Raw genomic sequence first — 6,182 nt, forward strand, 5'->3', positions numbered from 1 at the left:
GTCGACGCTTTCTGCGGCTTCTTCGCTTGTGCTGTCGGCAGCGCCGACATCAGGGACTTCGTCGATCTGGCCGCCGGCGGCCAGGGTATCGGCGGCATCGGCCAGGGGTTGTACATCAAACGGGTCCGGCTGGCGCAGGGTAAAGGCATCAACCAGGGCCGGCACGCGATTACGGACTTCCTGCACCAGGGCGATCAGCACGGCGGTGGGCACAATGGTGCGATCGATGACCCGGTTCAGCATGTTTTCCACGGACCAGCCCAGTTCGCCCACGGTGCTGGCACCGACCATGCGACCGGAGCCTTTCAGGGTGTGGAAGGCGCGGCGGAATTCCACCAGGGACTCTTCGTCGCTGGTGTTGGCGGCCCAGCGCGGGAAGTATTCGTCCAGGGCGTCCAGTACTTCGCCCACTTCTTCCTGGAAGATCTCGATGATTTCGTCATCGATCAGGTTGTCGTCATCGTCTTCCGGGGAGGCGTCGGCGCTGACGACGACGTGGCCTTCAGGCTCTGCCGGTGCGGTGATTTCCAGCGTGGGGTCGAGCAGCTCGTCATCATTGCTGCTGTCGAAATCCGGCGCGTCGTCGTCACTGGCCAGCGGCTGCAGTTCCAGGGTGGCGTCTTCTTCCGGCTCGGCGTTGTCGGTTTCGTCGTCGGGCAGCTCGCTGTTGGCAGAGAAGCCGGACCAGGCATCCACATCGTGCTCGGCAACGGCGCTGGTGTCGGCGTCGTCGTGCGGGGTGTCCAGTTCCGCTTGTTCCAGTTCAATGCGTTCTACATCGATAGCGTTATCGGTGAAGTCCTGCTCTTCTTCCAGCGGGTAGCCGAGTGCTTCCACACTGGCTCGCGCCAGCTGCAGAATATCGTCGGTGGTGGCCGGATCGTCGCTGAGACGTTCCAGGTAATATTCCACCGAGGTGATGGCGTCGGCCAGGGTGTCCATGCTGCGCCAGTCCGGTTTGGGCTGGTCCGCTTGCAGCAGCTTTTCTTCGATGAACTGGACGCACTGGCGCAAAATCAGCGCGGGCTTGCTCAGCTGGATCACATCCAGGCCACCGCGGACCGCATTGAGGCGCTCCGGTACCACTTGCAGCGGATCGGTATTCCACTGCGAGGCAATGAATTCCACGATGCCGTCTTTGGCTTCTTCCAGCCCGGCGCGGCATTCGCGCAGCACCGCGTCCATGGCCTGGCCCACATGGCTGGGCATGTCATCGCCCTGGCCGTTGTAGCTTCGTGCATTGCGCTGGTCGCCACTGATGCCGGCCAGGGTCGCTTCCACGTAGAGCAGGGCCCCGGCGATATCCATCAGGCTTTCGCGTTCGGCGGGTGCGTTGCCGGCGACGATATCTTCCATGGCGTGGAGTTGTTCTTCCACCAGTGCCCGGGGCTGGCCCAGGCCCAGTACGGCCACGGTGTCGGCCACCTGCTTCAGGGTCAGGGTGAGCGGTTGCAGCTTGCTGGTATCGGTGTCACCACTGTGAACAAAGCTTTCCAGGGCGTCTTTGACGGTGGTCAGTTCTTCAGAAAGCGCCTGCACCACGGAGTTCATGGCCTGGGCATCCGGGCCGGTCATCCGTTGTCGTTCTTCGTTGACCAGATCATCGGAGGGCAGCGCGTCATCCAGCCGGAAACGGGCTTTTATGTCGCGGATACGCGGGCTGTCCACATCGGCCTTGGCCACGTAGTAGAGCAGGTTCTTGAGCAGTTCTGTGGGGGCGGGACGGTTCAGGCTGGCCGCGCCCTCCACGGCCAGTTCCCGCAGGTTGCGGTCCACGTGACCGAGCATCAGTTTCACTGAGGTGCCAAGGATGATGGCGTCTTCAGAGAGGCCCTCCACCAGCGCATTGCTGATGGACCACAGCGGTGCCCGTGGCGCATCGCCGGTGATCTGTTCCAGTTTGGTGAAGACCTTGGCCATGTAGCCCAGGTTTTCGCCCATGTTGTCGTTGCGCAGCACGCCGAGCAGGGCGATCTGGAACATCTGACGAACTTTTTTCGCCAGCAGGATAAAGCGCGGGTCGTTGAGCAGGTCGTCAGGAATCTGGCCCTGGCCGGTGGCGTCGGTGAGGTCCGGTTTGAACAGGGAGGTTTCCGACAACAGGGATTCACCGCGGGCGGCACGCAGGTCGTTGAGCAGCGGCAGCAGTACCACGGGCAGATCACGGCGGTTGCTGGCGACCCGGTCCAGGTACGGCGGCAATTGCAGGATCGCCCGCATCAGGGTTTCCTGGCTGTCGGTCACATTGCCCACGTTGCCCTCGAGCAGTGCCTGCGCCAGTTTTTCCATTTCCTCGGCGAGCAGCGCCGCACCGTAGAACTCCACCATCTGCAAGGTGCCGTACACCTGGTGCAGGTGGGTCTGGCAGAAACGCATACGGGTAGCGTCGTCCGGGTTGTCCACGAACGATTCCAGTGCCTGTTGCGCCTGGTTCAGGGTTTCCTGGATTTCCCCGCGAACCCAGTCCAGAGCCAGATAGTCGTGACGGTCACTCATGACGTCTCCTGTCATACTCAAACCTGCCGTCACTGCGGGCAGGTTTCTGTAATACGCAGCACGTAACATGCAGCACGCCTCATGCAGGTCATTCCTGTATGGGTGCCGCCCCAAGCGTTTTTCTTTTTCGTGCGCTGCGTGTTGCGTGCAGCTTGTTGTTTTATGTCTTATCTACAGCGCCGGAATGCCAACGTATCAGCAAAATGAATGCGTTCCAGATCCGGATGTTGCCAATCGGTCACTTCCCCGGGCCCGAGTACCAGGATGCCTCCCGGTGCGAGCCGTTCCGCCAGCCGGTTCACAATCTGGCGTTTACGCCAGCGGCGGAAGTAAATCAGCATGTTCTGACAAAAAATCAGGTCCATGTTGTTCATCGGTGCCGTGCTGAGGTCCAGCACGTTGAGCCGCGCGAAGCAGATGCGTTCGCGCAGTGCTCCGGTGATCGTTACGGTTTGCCCGTTCCCCGTGGGCTCGAAATACTTGTCCCGCAACAGTGGATCGACCTGCAATACCCGGCGCGCGGCGTATTCGCCTTTGCGGGCCTTGGCCAGGGTGGGCAGGCTGATATCGGTGGCGGTGATGCCGTAGAACAGCTTTCGCTCGCTGGCGGAAAACTGTTCGTTGATCATCATGGCGAGGGAATAAGCTTCCTCGCCGGTGGAGCACCCCACGCTCCACACATCCAGGCTGGCACCATCCGGCTGTTCGGCCATGAAGCGCTGGGTGAACTCTTCCACCAGTGCGTAGGAGCCGGGATGCCGGAAGAAGCTGGTTTCCTGAACGGTGAGACGGTCCACCAGCACCGACCATTCCATGGCCCGCGACTGGGTTGAGCCCACCATCAGGTGTTCGTAATAGGTGTCGTAGTCCTCGATGCCCAGCTCGCGCATGCGAATGTTCAAGCTGGTTTCGAGGAAGGTCTTGCGTTCGTTGGACAGCGTCATGCCGGTGCGGTCTTCAAGCAGCGCCTGCCATAGCTGGAACTGCTCCGCATCCATGGCGGGCGTGCTTTTGATCGACCAGCGATCTGTCACTGCAGCACCCATGGCACGTCTCCCGAGACCGGCTCAGGCCGGATCAGGAGTGCTCCGGCAGGCGGAAGCCGGCAACGGAGTTACGCATTTCCTGGGCCATCTCGGCCAGGTTACCAATAGACCGTGCTGTCGCAGTGGTACCGGCAGAGGTCTGTGAGGTAATTTCCTGGATCACGTTCATGGTGTTGGAAATGTGACCCGCGGAGGCTGCCTGCTGGCGCGCCGCGTTGGAGATGTTCTGGATCAGGTCCGCCAGGGTCTTGGATACGTTCTCGATTTCTTCCAGTGCCACACCCGCGTCCTGTGCCAGGCGTGCCCCTTTCACTACCTCGGCAGTGGTGGCTTCCATGGAGATAACCGCTTCGTTGGTATCGGTCTGAATGGTTTTTACCAGGGTTTCAATCTGCTTGGTTGCCGCCGCGGAACGTTCCGCCAGGCGTTGTACCTCATCCGCAACCACCGCGAAGCCCCGGCCGGCTTCGCCGGCCATGGACGCCTGAATGGCGGCGTTCAAGGCGAGGATGTTGGTCTGGTCGGCGATGTCGTTAATCAGGGATACGATGTCACCAATTTCCTGGGAGGATTCACCCAGACGCTTGATCCGTTTGGAGGTTTCCTGGATCTGTTCGCGAATGGTGTCCATGCCGTGGATGGTGGCCTGTACCACTTCGGCGCCCTTGTTGGCGATGGCTACCGCCCGTTCCGCTACCGCTGCCGATTCGGCGGCGTTGGCGGATACCTGGTCAATGGAGACCGCCATTTCGTTTACCGCGGCGGAGGCGCCGGCGATTTCCTGGGCCTGGTGCTCGGACGCTTCGGCCAGATGCATCGCCGTGGACTGGGTCTCCTGGGCCGCCGAGGCCACCTGTACCGCTGAGTTGTTGATCGTCTGTACCAGGCTGCGCAGCTGGTCAATGGAGTAGTTGATGGAGTCAGCGATGGCACCGGTGAAGTCCTCGGTTACCGTTGCCTGTACGGTCAGGTCACCGTCAGCCAGGTCGCCCAGTTCGTCGAGCAGACGCAGAATCGCCGCCTGGTTACGCTGGTTCTCACTTTCCAGTTCGTCTTTCAGCTTCGCAGCCTGGCGGTTCCGCTGGGCCATGATGATAAAGAAGAACAACACGGCCAGACCGGCGCAAACGCCACCCAGCCATACCGAGGGGAACAGCCCGCTGGTGCTGTCTTCGAACTGGTTGTTCAGGTTGGTGGATTCCTGCAGCAGGTCCTGGGAGCGACGGAAGATGGTGTCGGCCGCGTTACGTACCTGGAACAGCTCGGGGGCAGTTTCCAGGATTTCATCCACGGACTGGTTAACGAATTCGTCGAACAGGTCAGCAATTTCGGCCAGGTAATCCAGGGCGTCGGGGTCATTCACCTGGTCAATACCCATGGCGGCATCGCCTTCGATCATGCCGTTCATGACACGACCGAACAGGCTGGCATCACGGCCGAAGGAGTCCGCCGCGATCACCGCGCCGTCGCCACCTTCCAGTACCTTGGCGATGGACCGTACGATGCGCTCAGCCAGCCAGGATTGGCGCTGCGCAAAGGCAATCTGTTCCGGTTCCGCATCGGTGGCCACCAGAATTTCCACGACGCCTTCGTATTCGGCCTGCAGGGAAGGAATGGTCTGGGCCAGAGTGTCTGCCACTTCGTGCAGATCCAGTACCGTGTCTTCCCCTTTCAGGATCACGCCGGCGTTGGCGTTCACTTCATCCCACAGGGTTTGCAGGCGGGCCATGGCTTGCGGGTCGCTGACCGGCTCGTCCTTGACGTCGTCCCAGGCGGACTGGAAGCTTTTCTGGGATTTATCCAGCAATTCGAAGGCGTCGGCGTTACCGGCGGCCGCTTCCAGGGCGTTTTTGGCGATCTGCTGGGAAATTACCCGCATTTCGGAAGCGCGGGTAATGTTCTCCTGCGCCTTGTTTGCCGTGGTGGCGGACAGCAGGAAGTTGGCCAGTGCCAATAGCACAAAGATGGCAAGGCCCACATAAAGGGCAATATTCAGCGTGCCGCCGCCTGAGCCCCCCCGCAATTTTTCGAACAATGCTCCCGAATTGAACTTCATAGTCTGGCTCCTGGCCTGGCGTTCACTCTTCTTATATTCCCCGAGTTGTTCTATGCCGTTAGCCGGTACGGGCTACCTGCATAAAACGCGGGTCCTCTGCCAGCCGGGTGAGGCTGAACACGGACCAATACTCCCCTTCCCGTCGGTAGGCCCCGCGCACAAAGTTCGTGACGCTGGTGTCGCTGACCGGCAGTGATTCCACAAATTCATCAATGGGAAAATGTTGCATCCCCAGTACCTCGTCCACGGCCATGCCGGTGTAGAGGTCGTCCTGGTCCAGCACCAGCAGCCGGCGGCGCTTTTCCTGAACCGGTGAACTCTTTTCCAGAAAGCCGCTGAGATCCATGACGGTCATCAGGCGGCCCCGGACGTTGGCTACCCCTTTCATCCAGCTGCGTGCGCCGGGAATGCGGGTGTAAGCCGGCACCGAGAGGATTTCGGAAACCTCATCCAGCGGTGCCACGTATTTCTTGCCGTCGAGCACAAAGCCTACGCCACTCCAGTAGCTGACCGCATCCTGCTGCATGGGCAGATCTTTGGCCTGCTCCCGGCAGCGCTGATTGTATTCAGCCAGTTTGATGTAG

Annotated in this window: 4 protein-coding genes; all 4 read right to left on the reverse strand. The window is 60.6% G+C overall.

Annotation, left to right across the window (positions count from 1 at the left end; translation table 11 throughout):
- Positions 1–2,496, reverse strand: a 2,496-nt coding sequence (locus A3754_RS08925) for an Hpt domain-containing protein (protein WP_197468583.1), incomplete at its 3' end; no start/stop codon positions are given.
- Positions 2,497–2,663: 167 nt separating this feature from the next.
- Entirely contained in the window at positions 2,664–3,542 is an 879-nt protein-coding gene (locus A3754_RS08930) for a protein-glutamate O-methyltransferase CheR (protein ID WP_063519387.1), read from the reverse strand.
- A gap of 31 nt (positions 3,543–3,573) precedes the next feature.
- A complete protein-coding gene (locus A3754_RS08935) occupies positions 3,574–5,598 on the reverse strand; it encodes a methyl-accepting chemotaxis protein (protein WP_063519388.1) in 2,025 nt (674 codons plus the stop codon).
- A gap of 58 nt (positions 5,599–5,656) precedes the next feature.
- A partial coding sequence (locus tag A3754_RS08940) for a chemotaxis protein CheW (RefSeq protein WP_197468584.1) occupies positions 5,657–6,182 on the reverse strand: 526 nt, incomplete at its 5' end.

It is taken from the genome of Alcanivorax sp. HI0083 (assembly GCF_001635175.1).

Bases quoted from the DNA above. Each gene is read 5' to 3' on its own strand.
- A3754_RS08930 (WP_063519387.1), bottom strand. From the start codon at position 3,542: ATGGGTGCTGCAGTGACAGATCGCTGGTCGATCAAAAGCACGCCCGCC.
- A3754_RS08935 (WP_063519388.1), bottom strand. From the start codon at position 5,598: ATGAAGTTCAATTCGGGAGCATTGTTCGAAAAATTGCGGGGGGGCTCA.